At 70.4% G+C, this 16,567-nt stretch carries 12 protein-coding genes; 4 read left to right on the top strand and 8 right to left on the bottom strand.

The window, feature by feature from the left end; all coding sequences use genetic code 11:
* Positions 1-149: 149 nt before the first annotated feature.
* Positions 150-1,595, bottom strand: coding sequence for a peptide ABC transporter substrate-binding protein (locus ISP_RS35575; protein ID WP_013228692.1), 1,446 nt, complete (start codon positions 1,593-1,595; stop codon positions 150-152).
* A gap of 196 nt (positions 1,596-1,791) precedes the next feature.
* Here ISP_RS35575 and ISP_RS35570 point away from each other — a divergent pair, with 196 nt between their 5' ends.
* Entirely contained in the window at positions 1,792-3,126 is a 1,335-nt protein-coding gene (locus tag ISP_RS35570; protein ID WP_013228691.1) for an LVIVD repeat-containing protein, read from the top strand.
* Positions 3,127-3,154: 28 nt separating this feature from the next.
* Here ISP_RS35570 and ISP_RS35565 read toward each other — a convergent pair whose 3' ends face one another.
* Positions 3,155-4,513, bottom strand: a complete 1,359-nt coding sequence (locus tag ISP_RS35565) for a hypothetical protein (protein WP_014467543.1) — start codon at positions 4,511-4,513, stop codon at positions 3,155-3,157.
* A 265-nt stretch (positions 4,514-4,778) separates the two neighbouring features.
* Positions 4,779-5,999, bottom strand: a complete 1,221-nt coding sequence (locus ISP_RS35560; RefSeq protein WP_013228689.1) for an ROK family transcriptional regulator — start codon at positions 5,997-5,999, stop codon at positions 4,779-4,781.
* Between the two features lie 265 nt (positions 6,000-6,264).
* Between ISP_RS35560 and ISP_RS35555 the strand changes: the two genes are divergently transcribed.
* The 3 genes from ISP_RS35555 to ISP_RS35545 are packed head-to-tail and all read left to right on the top strand — an operon-like array spanning position 6,265 to position 8,917.
* Positions 6,265-6,414, top strand: coding sequence for a hypothetical protein (locus ISP_RS35555; protein WP_014467542.1), 150 nt, complete (start codon positions 6,265-6,267; stop codon positions 6,412-6,414).
* A gap of 47 nt (positions 6,415-6,461) precedes the next feature.
* Entirely contained in the window at positions 6,462-8,213 is a 1,752-nt protein-coding gene (locus ISP_RS35550; RefSeq protein WP_013228688.1) for a lasso peptide isopeptide bond-forming cyclase, read from the top strand.
* Positions 8,210-8,917 (top strand): lasso peptide biosynthesis B2 protein, encoded by a 708-nt coding sequence (locus ISP_RS35545; protein ID WP_013228687.1) that lies wholly within the window; start codon positions 8,210-8,212, stop codon positions 8,915-8,917. Before ISP_RS35550 ends, ISP_RS35545 begins: the two co-directional genes overlap by 4 nt.
* 4 nt (positions 8,918-8,921) lie before the next feature.
* On the opposite strand, the gene ISP_RS35540 is transcribed toward ISP_RS35545, so the two are convergent.
* From ISP_RS35540 to ISP_RS35520, 5 genes are all read right to left on the bottom strand, one after another.
* Positions 8,922-11,513, bottom strand: coding sequence for an ATP-binding protein (locus ISP_RS35540; protein ID WP_013228686.1), 2,592 nt, complete (start codon positions 11,511-11,513; stop codon positions 8,922-8,924).
* Between the two features lie 158 nt (positions 11,514-11,671).
* Positions 11,672-13,249, bottom strand: coding sequence for a glycoside hydrolase family 13 protein (locus ISP_RS35535; RefSeq protein ID WP_013228685.1), 1,578 nt, complete (start codon positions 13,247-13,249; stop codon positions 11,672-11,674).
* A gap of 31 nt (positions 13,250-13,280) precedes the next feature.
* Positions 13,281-14,150: a carbohydrate ABC transporter permease gene (locus tag ISP_RS35530; RefSeq protein WP_013228684.1), complete on the bottom strand. Its 870-nt coding sequence runs from the start codon at positions 14,148-14,150 to the stop codon at positions 13,281-13,283.
* Positions 14,147-15,121, bottom strand: coding sequence for a carbohydrate ABC transporter permease (locus ISP_RS35525; protein ID WP_013228683.1), 975 nt, complete (start codon positions 15,119-15,121; stop codon positions 14,147-14,149). The genes ISP_RS35530 and ISP_RS35525 overlap by 4 nt, the downstream gene beginning before the upstream one ends.
* The gene (locus tag ISP_RS35520) at positions 15,099-16,472 is read right to left on the bottom strand and encodes an ABC transporter substrate-binding protein (RefSeq protein WP_013228682.1); all 1,374 of its coding nucleotides are present in this window, start codon (positions 16,470-16,472) and stop codon (positions 15,099-15,101) included. The genes ISP_RS35525 and ISP_RS35520 overlap by 23 nt, the downstream gene beginning before the upstream one ends.
* Positions 16,473-16,567 lie beyond the last annotated feature (95 nt).

Below are 16,567 nucleotides of genomic sequence, written 5' to 3'. Positions count from 1 at the left end.
AGGCCTTACCCCGAGCCGCGGCTGCGAGGCATCGTCGCGAAGTCCTGCTCCCTCTGGGCCGGTGGTCGTGGGATTGCCGCATACCCGGGCCGGTAGCGGACGCCTTCAGGCACGACCGAACTGGCAATGCAGCGGGGTCGGCCCCCAGCTCACGAGACGCCGATCCCCGCCAGTACCGGGCCGGTGAACGGCGTGGCCGTGACGTCGTGGACCCGCGGTCCCCAGACCGCGTGGCCGTGGCCCGACCACAGCGGGGCCACCGGCAAATCCCGCAGCAGCTGGTTCTCCGCCAGCCGGTACAGCTCGCCCGCCTCCTCCGGGGTGGCCGCCGCGTCGGCCAGTGCGAGGTTCTGGCGGAAGACCTCCTCCGCGTAGCCCGACTCCGAAGCCAGCAGTGACAGCAGCTCGTACGGGCTCCCCGTCGCCAGCTTGACGTCCAACGTGGACGGACCGTCGAGCTGGTCCGTGCGCGGGGCGGCCTGTGCCGTCACGGAAACGTCCAGTGCCTTGTGCAACCCGACCACCAGTGTGCGCGTCCAGGCCTCCGCGCCCGGTCCGAAGTAGACAGTCGCGCCGCCGGGGAAGGCCGCCTGCTTCAGGAGGGCCTTGCCGGCCGCCGCGTCGAAGGTGCACGGGCGGCAGGTGCCCGAGCGCTCGCCCGGGGCGTCCGACGGTGGCAGCATCGCCTTGGCCGGGTCGACCTGGTGCGCCAGCGGGCCGGCCTCCAGCCCCGCGCGGTTGACACCCAGGGCGAAGCCGTGGCGGACCGTCGGGTCGGCGAAACGGGGGTTCGTCACCGGGAACGCCAGGTAGCCCGCCTCGGGCAGGGCCCAGGACGCGTGGCGGTCGGCGAATTCGCCGGGCATGGCCTCGTGCCGCTCGCCGGGGACCTCGGTCGCGAGGTCGAGCGTGCCCGCCTTGACCGCGTCGTACTGGGCCGCCGGCTCGCCGACCCGCAGCTCGATCTCCGCGGCCTTCCCGGCGCCGACACGCTTGAGGGTGCCGCCCGAACCCGGCCGCCAGCCGCCGTCGAGCCGGTACGGGCCGTTGCCGACCGGGGCCTTCGCGAACCCGTCCCAGTCCCGGGAGGCGAGCACCGACGCCGGCAGCGGCACCAGGCCCGGCGCGGCGAGCAGCGCGGGCACCTGGCCGGACGGCCGGTCGAGGGTCAGCGCGATCGTGTCCGGGGCCGTCGCCGTGATTTCGCGGGCCCGCAGGAGCTTCGTCAGCACCGGGGACGACACCCAGTGCGCGGCAGCGACCGCCCGCCAGGTGTCCGCATAGGACTGCGCGGTGACCGGGGTGCCGTCGTGGAACGTCGACGGCCGCAGCTTGACCGTCCAGTGCACCCGGTCGGTGCTCTCGATCGACGCCGCCGCGCGCGGGGTGACCTTCCCGGACGCCGCGTCGTAGTCGGCGAGCGGAGTCCACAGCGCGCTCGTCACCAGCCGGCCCGCCTGGTCGGCGAGGTCGGCGGGCAGCAGCGTCGCGGGCTCCCGGATGCCGACGGACAGGACACCCGGCCGGCCCGGACCGGGGTCGGAACAGCCCGTGACGATGAGGGCCACGGTGGTGAGCAGGACGAGCAAACGCATGAGCCAGTCCTACCAGTGAGGCTTGTTCAGCCGTCGGCCGCCGCATGACTTTGCGCTGATCAGCAGTGTGCGCGTGGGGCGCGGCGGCCTGACCAGAACAAGCCTCAGTCGGTTGGCAACGAAAGACGGTTGTGTCCGGTTGATCTCCGTCGTACCGTTCGGTGGGTCACGCTCGGAGCGTTCTGGGAGGTTTGCCGTGCGCACCTGGTTGCGGTCGTGCTTCGCCGCCGTCACCGTCAGCGCCACGCTGGTCGCGACCGGGCTCCCGGCCGCCGCCTGTGGCGAGGACGACAAACCCGCGGTGCCGGCCGCCCGCACGCTGGGCGACCCGGGCGCGATCAAGAACGTCAAGGCCGTCGGCAGCGTGCCCGACGCCGCCGGCGCCATCTCGATCAACTTCCTCGACTACGGCCGCCGCGACGTCATGGTCGTGTCCGGCGAGTTCGGGCTCAAGGTGTACGACCTGACGAAGAACCCGGCCGCCCCGAAGCTGGTCGGGCAGGTCAGCCTGCCCGGGCTGTGGGAGACCGAGGACACCGAGGTCGACCAGAACCGCAAGCTGGTGTTCCTCTCCCGCGACCCGCGGGCCTACGGCGGCACCACGCACACCGGCGAGTCCGGCATCTACGTCGTCGACGTCTCGAAGCCCGAGGCCCCGGCGATCCTCAGCTACGTGCAGGTGCCGGCCGGCCACACCACCAGCTGCGTCGACGGCTGCCGCTACCTGTGGACCGGCGGCCCGGCGAAGGCCGACAACCAGCCGGCCGACTGGGGCGGGCGGCCGATCTGGGTCACCGACGTCCGCGACCCGAAGCACCCGAAGGTGAACCCGGAGCCGATCGAGCTGGCCCGCAACGACGGCAAGACCGACTACGTGCACGACGTGCAGGTCGACGCCGACGGCGTGGCCTGGGTGTCCGGGCGCGGCGGCGTCCGCGGCTACTGGACGAACGGCGTGCACCGCGACCCGCTGACGAACAAGGTCCGCCGCGCGACCGCGCACGAGCCGATCCCGTACGCCGGCGGCGGCATCGCCGAGACCGCGGCGCCGTCGCGGTTCATGCACAACAGCTTCCACCCGGCCGGCCACCGCATCGGCGACGGCGCGTGGCGCGGCCAGGACCTGATCTACGCGACGGAGGAGAACTTCGTCGACGGCTGCGCGGGCGACGGCGTCCTGACGATTTCGTCCTTGAAGGGCTCCTACAACGGCGAAGGCTGGCGTTCGACGCCGGAGAAGCCGTTCCGGCTGGAGAGCGTCGGCACCTGGGGCGTCAACGGCCAGGAGGGCAGCGACCCGGCCTCCGACGACTGCTCGGCGCACTACTTCGACGTCCGCGGCAAGATCCTGGTGCAGTCGTTCTACGCGCAGGGCACGCGGTTCCTCGACGTCAGCGACCCGACCAACCCGCGCCAGATCGCCTACTACCGCCCGGCCGACGCGAGCGCGTGGGCGCCGTACTGGCACGGGAAGTACGTGTACGTGGCCGACAACGCCCGCGGCGTCGACGTCCTGCAGCTCACGAAGTAGCGGCCCCGCCCGGCTCCCGCGGAGGGAGTCACGGGCCGCGGCGGTCGTCCCGCACGAGCTTCGGCGGCGGTACCAGCGGCCACCGGGCCGGGTGGGGCAGCTCGGTCAGGGAAAGCTTGCGGTAGAGCGTTTCCCTCACGATCTCGGCCGACACTCCCTGCCGGGCGGCCAGCCGGTCGTGGACGGCCCGCCACTGGGCGGGTTGCGCCTCCCGCGCGGCGGTCAGCTGACCGACCAGCGGGGCCTGGGGATCCAGCAGCGGACTGTGCCGGGCCAGTTCGGCCACGATCGAGTCCGGGTCCACCTCGCTGTCCGCGAAGTGGCTCAGCAGCACGGGGATTCCCGCGCCGGCCGCGTACGCCGAGAGTGAGCCGTGGTCCGCGACGAGGAAGTCGGCGGCAGCCAGGAGGCCTCGCCAGTCCTCGTAGGTGTCGACCACGTCGAGCCCGGCCGCGTGCGCCTCGCGGAACCTGTTCCGGACCTGCCGGGCGCCGTGCTGTGCCCAGACGGCAGGGTGGACGGTGGCGATCACCCGGTGGTTGGCCGGGAGCTCGCTCGCCAGCCGCCGGGGCAGGTCGCGGTTCATCGCCAGCAGAGAGCGGGGCCCCCAGGTCGACGACACGGCCACGAGGGTTTGCGCTTCCCGAATGCCGAGCCGTTCGCGGTAGTGCTCGCGGTGCTCCCGGCAGACCAGCAACCGATCGTAGGCCGGGTCGCCGGCCACCACCGCGTACGGCACCGCTTCGGGGCACTGGCGCGAAAGGGTGGACAGGTGGGCGGGATGGGGGAGCAGCAACGCATCGACGATCGGCTGGCCGTCGTCGTCGAGCAACGACGCCCGGTCCAGGCCGTACACCGGCCGGTCGTCCTTCAGCCCGGGCCACGCCCACGCGGGCCAGAGCTTGTTGTACCCGGCCCCGTGCGGCGCGGCGAACCTCGCGGTGGCCGGCAGGTCGCCGAGGCGGTGCAGGCTCGCCGCGACGACCAGGTCGAACTTCCGCCTGGTCGCATCCCCCCAGGAGAGGACCCGGACCTCCATGTCCCGCAGCCGGGTTTCGACGCCCTCGCCGAACTGGTCGGGCACCTGGGTGTAGACCAGTTGCACGCGCGGATCGTCCTCGAGCGGGAGAACGATGTCCTCCAGCCGGATCAGGCTGGTGATCGTGTGCACGGCCACCAGGACCGTGCGCTCGATGTCCATCGTGTTCCAGCGTTCCTCCCGAGCCTCGGTCTCCACCTCGCGGCTGACCGTCGTGGCCGCCGACGGCGGCTTGATCCAGCCGCGACCGAGCTTCGGTGCGGGGCGATGGCGCGAAGTGGCGGAGGCCTTCGGCAGGTAGCGGCCCGCGAGGCGGCGGATGCCGCCGGACGAAGAACCCGTCGTCATGAGGTGAAGTGGGGGGACGTCCATCGCATGGCACCTTTCATGACGTCCGACCATCGAATCGAAGTGTTCGGTGCTTCGACCCGGTCGTACACCCGTCCGTCTGTCAGCTACCGGCAAGCCGACGGATCCACGGCGAAGGGTCGCTTATGGCGGCCTGGTACCGCATGGCCATCGTTCCCAACTTCGGACCCGATAACTGTGAGCCTCTGACAAAAGTCTACTTTGCTTCAAATTGAAGTCAAGGTCGTGATGGTGTAAGGCTTGGTCAAGCTTCGACGGTGCGGTCGGTCATGAGGGCGAACCCGAGCGCTCCCCGCGCGCCCGCGGCCAGGCCGAGGTCCGACCCGACGATCTTCACCGGGTCCTTCGATTCGACCATGCCACGAAGGGCGTAGAGCCGTAGCCCGTCCATCATGGGCTCGAGCAGGAGTTCCGGTGCCCTCCCCAGTTCGCCGCCGAGCACGATCAGCTCGGGGTTCATCAGGTTGCACACGCGGGCGAGGGCCAGGCCGATGGTCCGGGCGGCGTCCTGGAGTACCCGCCGGCACACGGCGTCGCCGCGCTTGGCCCGCTCGATCATGCCCTCGACGCTGGTCGGCAGATCGGCGCGATAGCCGGCGTACGCCTGCCGGACCTGCTCGAGGAGCCGGGCCCCGCCGACCAGGGTCTCCAGGCACCCGCGGTTGCCGCACCGGCACGGAATGCCGTCCGGGTCCATGGTCAGGTGACCGATCTCCCCACCGTACCCGTGCCGTCCCCGGTAGATGAGCCCGCCGATGATGAACCCGGCGCCGAGACCGACGGACGCCTTGACGAACAGCATGGTCCCGGCGCCGCGGCCGGCTCCGTACAGGTGCTCGCCGTAGGCCGCGTAGTTGGCCTCGTTGTCCACGATGATGGGCACGTCGCGGAAGTGGTCGCGGAATCGTTCCGGGACGCTGCCGGTGATGTCCCAGTCGAGCGAGGCGGCGACCTGGGTGACCAAGGCGGTCCGCGGGTCGACCGCGGCCGGGATGCCCACGCCGATCGAGACGATGTGATCGATGTCGAGCCCGGTTTGCACCGTGAGCTCCTTGATCAGGTTGGCGCTCTCCCGCACCCAGCTGCTGCTGCCCTGGTCGGCGCGGAAGGCCACGGATTCGTACTCGACCGCCGAAGTGTCCACCCGGCGCGCCGCCACCGCGATCCGGTCGTGGTTGACCTCCACGCCGACGGCCACTCCGCGGACGGCGCCGAGCCGGACCCGTTTGCCGCGCTCACCCTCCTCGCTCTGCACGCGGAAGATGCCCTCTTGCTGGAGTTCCGAGACCACCGCGGAGACGGTTCCCTGCGACAGCAGAAGGCGCTTGGCCAGGCTCACCTGGGTGATCCCGGGATCCGCCATCGCCGCGCGGATGACCTTCCGGCGGTTGACGTCCTTGACCGAATCGGACGGGGTCCACAGCAGGGACCGGGCCTCCACGGTCGTGGCTCCCGTGCTCGACACTCTGCCTCCTGATGGCTGGTTGACTTCGATTTGAAGAGTACACGGCGTAGAGGAAGGTCCGGGGAGTCGGCGAAGCCGGACCCGTGAACCTGTTGACTCCGGAGTTCGGGAAGTGGCGGTTCGTCGACAGCTTGGTTCAACCCGACCGGTTCGACAAGTCGACTTCCTGTGTGGGTGACTTTTTGTCAATCGACCCGAACAACAGTACTATGTGCGGACAGTGACTGGACGAAGACGGTTCGCCATAACGTATCAGGGGGCACTCGTGAACGACGCTGACGTCGACCCGAACACCGTCCTCATCGTTCCCGAGGATGGCTACGAGCCACCGGCGGTATTCGATTTCGGTCCGGTCTTCAAGACCACCCGCGGGAATGGCAACGGAAGCGTGGACAAAAGCAGCCAGGAAGACTAGTTCCTGAACCGTGTCGGACCCAGGTGACGTGCCGTCGTGGTGAATCGATGAGCCTCGTCGGTTGCTGGACCAGGGCGACCGGACTCGCTCACGTTGTCTCGCGCACGCTGTCGGCCTCCCTCCGGGAGGCCGGTTCCCGCGAGGGCAAACTGTTCCTCATCGGACACAGCTTCGTGTCGGACTTCCAGCTGGCCCAGGCTTGCGAGGCCATGTCGCGCACGAACGACGCCGGCGCGACGGACGGCTGGCCCGGCTGCTACTCCAGCCTCCTGGTCACTCGATCCAGGGCCGTCCTCCTGGCCGATCCCGTCGGCCAGTTTCCGCTCTTCGTTGCCGAGAAGGCGGACGCCGTCTGGTTCGGCACCGATTCTTCGGACCTCGCGCGGCTGGCGGGTGGGCCATTGGACGAAATTTCCGTGGCGGCGATCATCGCCTGTCCGGAATCGGGCGAACCGGTCCGCGGGCGGTCGATGTACCGCGGTATCCGCCGGGTGCCGGCCGGGCACGTTTTGTCGATCGGCCGGGCCGGCGTCCGCGAGCGTCCCCATTCCGTTCTGCGCCCCGAACCGGAAATGACGATGGCGGAATCCGCCGAACGGCTCCGATCAGCCCTCTCCACGGCGGTACGGGCCCGCACCCTGTCGCCGTATCGGTTGACGTTCGACCTCTCGGGTGGCCTGGACTCGACGTCCTTGACGATGCTGGCGGCGGGCGAGCTGGGTGAGCTCGACTCCTTCATCTCCGTCAATCCCGCCGCCCCGGTGGCCGACGACGTCGAATTCGCAAGTCGGCACGCTCGAAGTGTCACCGGCATCCGTCACCACCTTGTGCCCGAGGGGCCCGAGCACCTGCCCTACCAGGTGTTGCGTCCCACCGGCGACTGGCCGCACGGATCGTCGCTGGCGACGGGGGCGCTGAGAGCGCGATTGGCGCGCGCTGTGGAACTCGGCTCCCACGCTCATGTCACGGGAGAGGGGGGCGACGTCGTGCTGAAAGCTCCAGGCGCCTACCTCGCGGACCTCGCGCGGCACGGTGAGCTGCCCCGCCTGTGGTCCGACTGCGTGGCGTGGGCGCGGCTGCGCGGCCGGACGCCGCTCGCCCTGGTCGGCCGCGCGGTCACGCTCAGCCGGTCGACCCGGCGCCGGGCCCTGCGCTCCCTCGCGGAGGACGTGGCAGCCGGTCGCCCGATCGGTGCGGAGTCCTGGGAGGCGGACCGGATCGCCTACTGGCGGCGTCCTTCGGCGCAATGGCTCACCCCCGCCGCCAGACGGTCTCTCGCCGCGCACATCCAGGACACCGCGGACCACCTGGCCGAGGACGACGACCTCGACGCCGGCGACGCGGTCACCCAGGAGCTGGTGCGGCAGCAGACGCTGACCCTCCGCACCGGCCAGGCGGTCGGCGCCGAGTTCGGCATCGAGGTGCACGCCCCGTTCATGGACACCGAGGTGGTCCGGGCCTGCCTCGCGCTGCCCGCGCGCCGGCGCGCCGACCCGAGGACGCCCAAGCCGTTGCTCCGCGCGGCGCTGAGCGGGCTGGTACCCCCGGCGGTGCTGGCCCGCACGACCAAGGGTGACTACACGCGTGACGTGTACCTCGGTGTCCGCCGGGCGGCGCCGGTGTTGCGGCGGATGCTCACCGAATCCGTCGCTGCCGACCACGGGATCCTCGAGCCCGGGCCGGTCCGCGAAGTCCTCGAGGCCGCAATCCAGGGCATGCCCACCCCGTGGGGCGCACTCCACCAGGTGTTCGCGGTGGAGGCGTGGTTGCGGGAGCGCGAGGAGGGGGTCCGACCGTGATCAAAGCCAGGGTGCCCGCCAGTGTGCGGGCCGTGCCGGACGACGCGGGCCGCCTCGTGCTGCTCGATTCGGCGACCGGGCGCTGGTTCGTGCTCAACCGCAGCGGAGCCGCGTTCTACGAGGAGCTGCGGAGCGCGGCCGACGTCGACAAGGCGGTCGATGCCCTCCTCGCCCGCTACCCGGCGGTGCCGGCGGACCGGATCCGCCGGGACGCCGACGAGCTGGTGTCCGCGCTGGTGGCACGCGGGCTGGTCGAACTGCCCGACGCGGAAGGCCGTCATGCCGCCGGCGTGCTGATGGCCGTGCCGGCGGACGAGGTCCCCGCGGGCCGGCGCTGGCGGCTCACCGCCCCGTTCGCGTTCCTGCTGGCGTTGCTGCTCCTGCGCCTGCCCTTCCGGACCTCGGCCGCGGTCGTTGCCAGGCTCAAGCGGACCAAACCGGAAGCGAGCGCCGCGGACGCTCTCTCCGCGCTCAGCGCCGCCCGCCGGGCGAGCCGGTGGTACCCCGGCCGGGTCGCCTGCGTGGAGATTTCGCTCACCGCGGTGCTGACGGCCGCGTTCCTCGGCCTCCGGATCGACTGGTGCTTCGGGTTCGCCGTCGACCCGTATTCGTTCCACGCCTGGATCGAGGTGGACGGCGAACCGGTGACCCATCCGGCCGACGAACCCATTCCACCGACCTACCGGCGCGTTTTCCGGGCCTGACTCCTCAGAGCCGGCTGATGCGCTCCCGCACCTGGTCCACCCCGGGGTTGCCGAGCCGGGCGTAGATCTCCTCGGTGCGCTCGTAGTGGCCTTTCGCGACCCGCGGCTCACCGGCGTGTTCGAACAGCTCACCCAAAGCCCATTCGGCATCCGCCTGGCCCAGCGGCGAGTTCACGGCCTGCATCGCGGCCGCGGCCACGCGCAGCCGCTCCAGTGCCCGCTCCCTGGCCCCGATCTGTATTTCGGTGCGAGCCAGCGCGATCCGCGCTCTCGCCGCGTTGTACGGATCGGGTACTTCCAGGCCGTCCAGCACCGCGACGGCTTCGGCCAGCGGTGGTTCGGCCTCGGCGGGGCGGCCGGCGGTGAACAGCGCGCGTCCGATGCTCACCAAGGCGAGCCCGACGCTGCGTTGCTGCCGCAGTTCCCGGTAGCCCTCGAGCGCCTGTTCGAAATGGGTCAGGGCCGGCTCGATCCGGCCCTGGTCCAGATAGGCGAAACCGAACCGTTCCATCGAGCCCGCGATCCGGTGCCGGTCACCGAGCTCCCGCCAGATCTCCGCGGCCGTCGCCATGTGGGCCAGCGCCTCGTCGTTGCGCCCCAATGCGTGGAAGAGCAGGCCCAGCCGGTCGTTCGCGCCGGCCTCCGCCTCGCGGTCGGCGTCCTCCACCGTCGCCTGGACGGCGAGCAGGTCGAACTGCAGCCAGTCGTAGTAGTGCGTGCGGTACAGGAACAGGCCCCACATCGCGTCGGCCAGCTGCCACGCGGTGGTGTTCCAGCCGTTGTCCGCCGCCGAGCGGGCGGCCGCCAGCAGGTTCACCCGTTCGCGGTCGAGCCATTCCAGAGCGTCCGCATGGCCGGCGAACGTCACGGTTTCGACGGGAACGTCCGCGAAATCGCGGCGCACGTCGGTGCGGTGCGGGGTCACGACGGCACCTGCGTCGGTGGCCGTGCGCAGGTACCAGTCGAGCATCCGGCGCAGGGCCAGCTCTCGTTGTTCCGCCGGCTCGTGCGCCAGCGCCTGCTGCCGGGCGTGCAGCCGGATCAGGTCGTGGAGCCGGTACCGGTCGGCGGCGGGGTCCGCCAGCAGGTTCGCCGTCACGATCTCGTCCACCAGCCGTTCCGCCTCGGCCGTCGGCACGGCGACCGCGGCGGCGGCGAGACCGATTTCGAAGTCGGGGCCGGGATGGAGGCCGAGCAGCCGGTACAGCCGCGCGGCGGGAGGGGACAGCGTTTCGGACGACATATCGAACACCACCTGTACGGACAGATCACCGGCAAGAGACAAGCCGGCCAGCCGACGCCCTTCGTCGACCAGCTCGGCGACCACCTTTTCCACCGACCACCGAGGATGGGACACCAGCCGGGCGCCCGCCACGCACAACGCCAGCGGGAGCCCGGCGCACAGCGACGCCAGCTGCTGCGCACACGGCCGCTCACGTTCGATCCGGCCGTCGCCGACCAGCCGCGCGAGCAGCTCCACCCCGTCTTCTTCGGGGAGCGGGGCGATCTCGATCAGCCGTCCCCCGTTCGCGACCAGCCCGCTCAGCCTCGACCGGCTGGTGACGACGGTCGTGCTCACCGCCGACGACGGCAGCAGGGCGCGGACCTGGTCGGCGGACTCGACGTCGTCGAGCACCAGCAGCAGCCGCCGGCCCGCGGTGAGGGACCGGAACAGCGCGGACTGCTCGGCGAGGCCGACCGGCACGCGGGGGGCGGCGACGCCCAGCCCGCGCAGGAAGTGCCCCAGCACCTGCTCGACCGTCACCGAGCCGGCCGGGCCGCCGAGGTGGGCGTACAGCTGGCCGTCGGGGTAGTGGTCGACGACCTGGTGGCACCACTGCATCGCGACGGTGCTCTTCCCGACGCCGGGAGGGCCGCTCAGCACCAGGAGGCGGCTTTCGACGCTGAGTTTGTCGAGCAGCCGGTGCTCCATGGCGCGCCCGACGAACGCGGGCAGATCCGGCAGCAACTGCTGCGGCGGCGTCTCACCGCCGTGCGCTTCGAACGACGGCGGCACCCGGGAGCCGGGCACGTGGATCCACCCGTGCAGCCGGGTCTTCTTCACCTGAACGGTGACCGGGTGGTAGGTCGACGGCTCGATGCCGCGGAATCCGTGCCGCACGATCGTTTCGTAGACGTGGTCGGACACCCCGACCGCCAACGGGGTGCCGGCGTGGGCGAGCGTGGTCCTGAGTTCGGCCGCGTCCAGCAGGCGGCAGACCACCACCAGCTCGTGCCCGGTCATCCCCTGCTCGTCACGGGTGATCTCGCCGGCGTGCACGGCGACCCGCACCCTGATCCGCTCGGGGGGCGGTGCCCGGAGGTTGTGGTCGATCAGGCCGGCGAGCAGCCTGGGCAGCAACGGGTCGAGCAGCAGCACGGTGGACACCTCGGGCGGCACGATGATCAGGGCGCCGTCGCCGCAGTCCTGGTACGTGCAGGAGTCCCAGTCGATTTCGGCGGTGGTGAAGGACTCACGAACCAGGCGGTACACGGCAGCGCGCACGGCCAGCCGGGCGCGGTCGTTGCGGTACCGCGCGCTGAAGTCTTCGATGTCGAACGTGAAGAGCGAGTGGTGAACGGGATCCCGGGCCATCGCGACCCCTCCCAGATCCGCTCAACCCTTTTTCGGTATACCACCCCGGCCGCCCGAACCACAATCACCGTCGCGGAACCTCACCAAGTCGAGACAGCGCAAAGATCTCCGGCCGGTCCGCCGGAGACCGCCGCGGTGGCGGCCTCCGGTCAGTCCATTCAGGACCGCAACCAGACCGCCGTGTCCGTCGGCAGCTCGGTCGAAACCGGGCCGCTGGCCAGCAGGATCTCGCCGGCCGGGAGCGGCACCGGCGCCGCCGAGAAGTTCAGCGCGAACGTGAACTCCGGCCCCAGCCGGAACGCCAGCACGTCCTCGCCGAGCGACAGCCACTCGAGCGAGCCCGGGGGCAGGTCCCGCCGCAGCCGCAATCCCGAGCGGTACAGCGACAGCATCGACGCCGGGTCCGCCGCCTCCGCCTCGGCCGTGTACGCGCTCCAGGAAGCAGGCTGCGGCAGCCAAGCGCCGCCGCTGCCGAACCCGAAGGGTGGCGCGGACCCGGACCACGGAATCGGGACCCGGCAGCCGTCGCGCCCGGGGTCCGCGCCGCGGGTGCGGGCGAAGACCGGGTCCTGGCGGAGCTCGTCGGGGATGTCCAGGACCTCCCAGAGACCCAGCTCCTCGCCCTGGTAGACGTACAGCCCGCCGGGCAGCGCCAGCGTCAGCAGCGCCGCCGCCCGGGCGCGGCGGGTGCCCAGTTCGCGGTCGACCGGCAGTTCGTGCAGCCGGTTCGCGAAGCTGAACCCGGTGTCGCCCTGCCGGCCGTAGCGGGTGACGTGCCGGGTGACGTCGTGGTTCGACAGCACCCACGCCGCCGGTGCGCCGACCTCGTCGTGCGCCTTCAGCGTGCGGGAGACGACGTCGCGGAACCGCGTGGCGTCCCACGGGCAGACCAGGAAGTCGAAGTTGAACGCCGAGTGCAGCTCGTCGCGGCGCAGGTACCGCGCGGCCCGCGACATGTCCGGCAGCCACATCTCGCCGACCAGCACGCGCTCGCCGCCGTAGCTGTCGGCGATCTTGCGCCACGACCGGTAGATCTCGTGCAGCCCTTCCTGGTCGGAGAACGGCGTCTCGTCGCCGTCGTCGACGTCGGGCAGGTGCGGGTCCTTGACCAGGCCGTCGGCGACGTCGATGCGGAAGCCGTCCACGCCGCGGTCGAACCAGAAGCGCAGCACGTCCTCGAACTCCGTGCGGATCTCCGGGTTGTCCCAGTTGAAATCCGGCTGGCGCGAGCTGTAGAGGTGCAGGTACCACTCGCCGTCCGGGACCCGCGTCCACGCGGACCCGCCGAAGCGCGACTTCCAGTTGTTCGGCGGCTCGCTGCCGTCCGGGCCGCGGCCGGGCCGGAACCAGAACCGCTGCCGCTCCGGCGAACCCGGGCCCGCTTCGAGCGCGGCCTGGAACCAGCGGTGCTCGTCGGAGCAGTGGTTGGGCACGATGTCGATGATCACCCGGATCCCCCGGGTGTGGGCCTCGGCGATCAGGTCCTCCGCCTCGGCGAGGGTGCCGAACAGCGGCTCGATGTCGCGGAAGTCGGCGACGTCGTAGCCGCCGTCGTCCATCGGCGACGGGTACCACGGTGTGAACCAGATCGCGTCGATGCCGAGGTCGGCCAGGTGGTCCAGCCGGGCGCGGACGCCGGCGAGGTCGCCGACGCCGTCGCCGTTGCCGTCCGCGAAGCTGCGGATGTAGACCTGGTAGATCGCCGCGCTCCGCCACCAGCCGGTCTTGTCGGTCACGAAAGTGCCCCTCCTGTTTGTTGGGAAGGCCTCAGCCCTTGAGACTGCCGGCGGTCAGCCCGGCGAGGATCTGCCGCTGGAAGGCCAGGAACAGCGCCACCATCGGCAGGCTGGCCAGCACCATCCCGGCGACGAGCACGTTGAGCGGCATGTCGATCGCCACCCGCTGCAGCATCACCGAGAGCGTCTGCTTCCCGGTGTCCGGGAACACCAGCAGCGGCCAGATGAAGTCCTTCCACGCGGTGACCACCGCGAGGATCGACACGACGGCCAGGATCGGCCGCGAAATCGGCAGGATGATCCGCCAGAGCGTGCGCACCGGCCCGGCCCCGTCGAGGCGAGCCGCTTCGATCAGCTCGTCCGGGATCTGGTCGAAGAACCGTTTGAGCAGGTAGATGTTGAACGCGTTCGCCGCCGCGGGCAGCCAGACCGCGGCCGGTGAGTTGATCAGGTTGAGGTGCAGCAGCGGCAGGTCCGTCACCGTCACGTAGGTGGGGACGAGCAACGCGGTGGCGGGCAGCATCAGCGTGGCCAACATGAGCCCGAGCACGACGTTGCCGAACTTCGGCCGCAGCTTCGACAGCGCGAACGCGGCCGGGACGTCGATGGCCAGCTGCGCCAGCCACGCGCCGCCGGCGACGACGAGCGTGTTGAGGAAGTACTTGCCCAGGCTGAGCTGGTCCCAGGCGTCGGCGAACGTTTCCGGGTGCCACTCGTGCGGGACGAGCGTCGCCGGCGTCTGCGCCAGCTCCTGCGGCGACTTCATCGCGCCCGTGACGACCCAGTAGAGCGGGAACATGAACGCCAGCAAGAACACCGCGAGCGTGCCCGCGAACACGACGCCGTAAACGACTTTGCCGCGCGGGCTGCGCAGCGCGCCGGGGGAGACGAGGGTCCTCATGACTGGTCCGCCTTCCGCGTCAGCCGGACGTACCACGCCGAAAACACGCCGAGCGCCACGAACAGCAGCAGGCTCATCGCGCTCGCCGACCCGAAGTCGTTGTAGACGAAGGCGTAGCGGTAGAGCAGCAGGAGCACGGTCACCGTCGAGTCGTCCGGGCCGCCGCCGGTCATCACGTACGGCTCGGTGAACACCTGCATGGTCGCGACGATCTGCAGCAGGAGCAGCACCAGCAGGACGAACCGCGTCTGCGGGAACGTCACGTGCCGCAGCCGTTTCCACAACCCGGCGCCGTCGAGCTCCGCGGCTTCGTAGAGCTCGCCGGGGATCGTGCCGAGCGCGGCCAGGTAGATCAGCGTGGTGCTGCCCATGTTGGCCCACGTCGAGACGAACACCAGCGACAGCATCGCGGTGGTGGAGGAATCGAGCCACTGCCCGCCGGGCAGGCCGGCCGCGCCGAGCGCGGAGTTGAACAGGCCGGGACCGGGGTCGTAGAACCACTTCCACATCAGCGCCGTCACCACCGGCGGCAGCATCACCGGCAGGTAGACGGCGAGCCGGAAGAACGCCTTCGCGTGGCGGAGCTCGTTCAGCAGCACGGCCGTCAAGAACGGGACGGCGAAGCCGAACACCAGCGCCAGCCCGGTGAACAGCAGCGTGTTGCGCCAGGCGACGCCGAACAGCGGGTCTTCGAACAGCCGCGTGAAGTTGCCGAAGCCGACCCACGTCGGCGCGTTGACGAAGTCGACCTGCTGGAAGCTCAGCAGGACACCGCGCACGATCGGGTACCAGGAGAACAACGCGAACACCACGAGGGCGGCGCAGAGCAGGCCGTACGCGGTGAGGTTCTCCTTGAGCTTGCGCTTGAGCCGGGTGCGCCGGCGTTCTTCTGGCGAGACGGCCGGGCGCCCGGCCCGCGACGGTTTCGCCGCGGGCCAGGCGAGCAGGCTACTTGACCTGGGCGAGGACACTGTTGACCTTCGACGCGGCCGAGGACAGCTGCTGGTCGAGGTTCGCGTTCTGGTCCGTCAGTACCGCCTGCATGACGCTGTCGAGCGCGGCGTAGATCTGCTGCGCGTCCGGCGGCTCGATGCTGCCCTTGATCTTGCTCGTAGTGTCTACATAGGACTGGAAGTTCTTCGCGGGGACGTTGGCGTACTTGGCCTTCAGCGTCAGCTGCTGCTCGCGGACCGCGCCGGTCCAGATGTCGGGGGTCGGCTCGGCGGGCAGGCCGACCGGCTGCTTGCCGTCGGCGTACTGCCGGATGTGCTTTTCAAAGCGGTCCGGGTTGAGGTACTTCCACTGGATCCACTCGAGGCCGGCCTTGATCTTCTCCGGCGACGCCTTCGGGTTGAGCATGTAACCCTCGCCGCCGAGCAGGGTGCCCTGGCCGCCGGGCATGCCCGCGATGCCGTAGTCCTCGTACTTGCCGTTGAACTGCTTGACCAGCACCGGGACGTTGTCCGGGGCGGCCATGTACATGCCGAGCTGGCCGGCGCCCATCATCCGCTGGACGTCCTGGGCTTCGAGCAGCTGCTTGGCGCCCATGGAGTTGTCGGTCCACCGCATGTCGTGCAGGTACTGCAGGGCTTGCTTGCCCTTCTCGTTGGCGAAGTCGGCGACCCACTTGTCGCCGTCCTTGCGGGCGATGTCGCCGCCCATCGAGTACAGCCAGCCGGTCATGTGCCAGCCGCCCTGGTTGTTCTTGCTGTAGTCGGCGTACCCGACGACACCGTTGCCGAGCGCGGAGATCTTCTTCGCGGCTTCGCGGACTTCGTCCCAGGTCTGCGGCGGCTTGTCCGGGTCGAGCCCGGCCTTCTGGAACAGCGGGCGGCTGTAGAGCAGGCCCATCGTGTAGTTCATCGTGGGCAGGCCGTACAGCTTGCCGCCGGCGTCCCGGAAGTTGTCCAGCAGTTCCGGCTTGAGGTCGTTGACGTGCGGGACGCTCTTCGCGGCTTCGGTGATGTCGGCGGCTTGGTGGCGGGCGATGATCTGCGCCGGATCGGTGAAGTAGACGTAGTAGACGTCTTCGAGCTGCCCGCCGGCGAGCTTCGCGGAGAACGTCTTCGGGTCCATGAACCCCTCGTGGGGCTCGATCTGGATGTTCGGGTGAGAAGCCTCGAACTCCTTGACGTCGGCGTCGAAGACGCTGCGCTCGAACGGCTGGCTGGTCGGCGGCTGACCGGTGACGGTGATCTTGACCTTGCCGCCGGCCGGCGTGCTTTCGCCGTCCCCGCAGGAGGTCAGACTCAGGGCGAGCCCGCCTGCGGCCAGCAGGCACAACGTTCGGCGGGAGACGGTCCGGGACCAGGTACTGCTCATCTCAAGCCTCTTCTCGGGTCGCGACGGCTGTCACGTGATTGCGGTCACTCTAAAGTGGGAGACGCGATGGCCGCAATAACCCGACGAGATTTTGC

This window comes from Amycolatopsis mediterranei (genome assembly GCF_026017845.1).
Taxonomy (GTDB): Bacteria; Actinomycetota; Actinomycetes; order Mycobacteriales; family Pseudonocardiaceae; genus Amycolatopsis; species Amycolatopsis mediterranei.
The sequence above is the reverse complement of the archived record's forward strand: the minus strand, read 5'-3'. Positions and strand labels throughout refer to the sequence as shown.

What these genes read in the sequence shown, in the direction of transcription:
- ISP_RS35575 (WP_013228692.1), bottom strand. Translation starts at nt 1,595, where the DNA reads ATGCGTTTGCTCGTCCTGCTCACCACCGTGGCCCTCATCGTCACGGGC.
- ISP_RS35565 (WP_014467543.1), bottom strand. Translation starts at nt 4,513, where the DNA reads ATGACGACGGGTTCTTCGTCCGGCGGCATCCGCCGCCTCGCGGGCCGC.
- ISP_RS35550 (WP_013228688.1), top strand. Translation starts at nt 6,462, where the DNA reads ATGAGCCTCGTCGGTTGCTGGACCAGGGCGACCGGACTCGCTCACGTT.
- ISP_RS35540 (WP_013228686.1), bottom strand. Translation starts at nt 11,513, where the DNA reads ATGGCCCGGGATCCCGTTCACCACTCGCTCTTCACGTTCGACATCGAA.
- ISP_RS35530 (WP_013228684.1), bottom strand. Translation starts at nt 14,150, where the DNA reads ATGAGGACCCTCGTCTCCCCCGGCGCGCTGCGCAGCCCGCGCGGCAAA.
- ISP_RS35520 (WP_013228682.1), bottom strand. Translation starts at nt 16,472, where the DNA reads ATGAGCAGTACCTGGTCCCGGACCGTCTCCCGCCGAACGTTGTGCCTG.